Consider the following 622-nt stretch of genomic DNA (forward strand, 5'->3'; position numbering starts at 1 on the left):
AAAACTGTTGAACTATTGGAAAGAGAAATATTAGTAAGAAAAGGAAAGACAAGACCAAAAGAAACTATGATAGGACATATTGGCTATATTACTATCGCAAGAAAGTTATAGAACTATTGCTTTATTGGAACTTTTTCAACTATTTCTTTTAAAATTGTCTCTACTTTTATATTATCCGCTTCTGCAAGAAAATTTAGAATAATTCTATGTCTTAAAACTTCAAAGAAGATATACTTTACATCTTCGGTAGTAGCAAATTCTCTATTTTCCAAAAGTGCGTTTGCTTTTGCGCCAATTATAAGAAATTGACTTGCCCTTGGACCTGCACCAAATTGAACATATTTTTTTCTCAACTTCATATTCTCTATCAACTGTAGTCCTTTTTACAATTTCTATTTCATTTTCAAATGTTGGATAATCTAAAACTATTTCCATCATAAATCTATCTACTTGTGCTTCTGCAAGTGGATAAGTTCCCTCTTGTTCAATTGGATTTTGAGTAGCAAGAACAAAAAATGGCTCTTCTAATTCATAAGTCTTTCCAAGAACAGTTACCCTTTTTTCTTGCATTGCTTCAAGTAATGCTGACTGCGTCTTAGGTGGTGTTCTATTTATTTCATCT

The 622-nt window shown here is 31.0% G+C and carries 2 protein-coding genes; both read right to left on the reverse strand.

The window, feature by feature from the left end:
• Nucleotides 1–113: 113 nt before the first annotated feature.
• The gene (locus ABDH49_09295; protein ID MEN3047132.1) at nt 114–359 is read right to left on the reverse strand and encodes a hypothetical protein; all 246 of its coding nucleotides are present in this window, start codon (nt 357–359) and stop codon (nt 114–116) included.
• A partial coding sequence (locus tag ABDH49_09300; protein ID MEN3047133.1) for an AAA family ATPase occupies nt 262–622 on the reverse strand: 361 nt, incomplete at its 5' end. The genes ABDH49_09300 and ABDH49_09295, both read right to left, overlap by 98 nt.

The organism is Candidatus Hydrothermales bacterium (assembly GCA_039630235.1).
In the GTDB taxonomy this organism is placed as follows: Bacteria; Hydrothermota; Hydrothermia; order Hydrothermales; family JAJRUZ01; genus JBCNVI01.

Coding starts and splice junctions, on each gene's coding strand:
- ABDH49_09295 (MEN3047132.1), bottom strand. CDS start 359: ATGAAGTTGAGAAAAAAATATGTTCAATTTGGTGCAGGTCCAAGGGCA.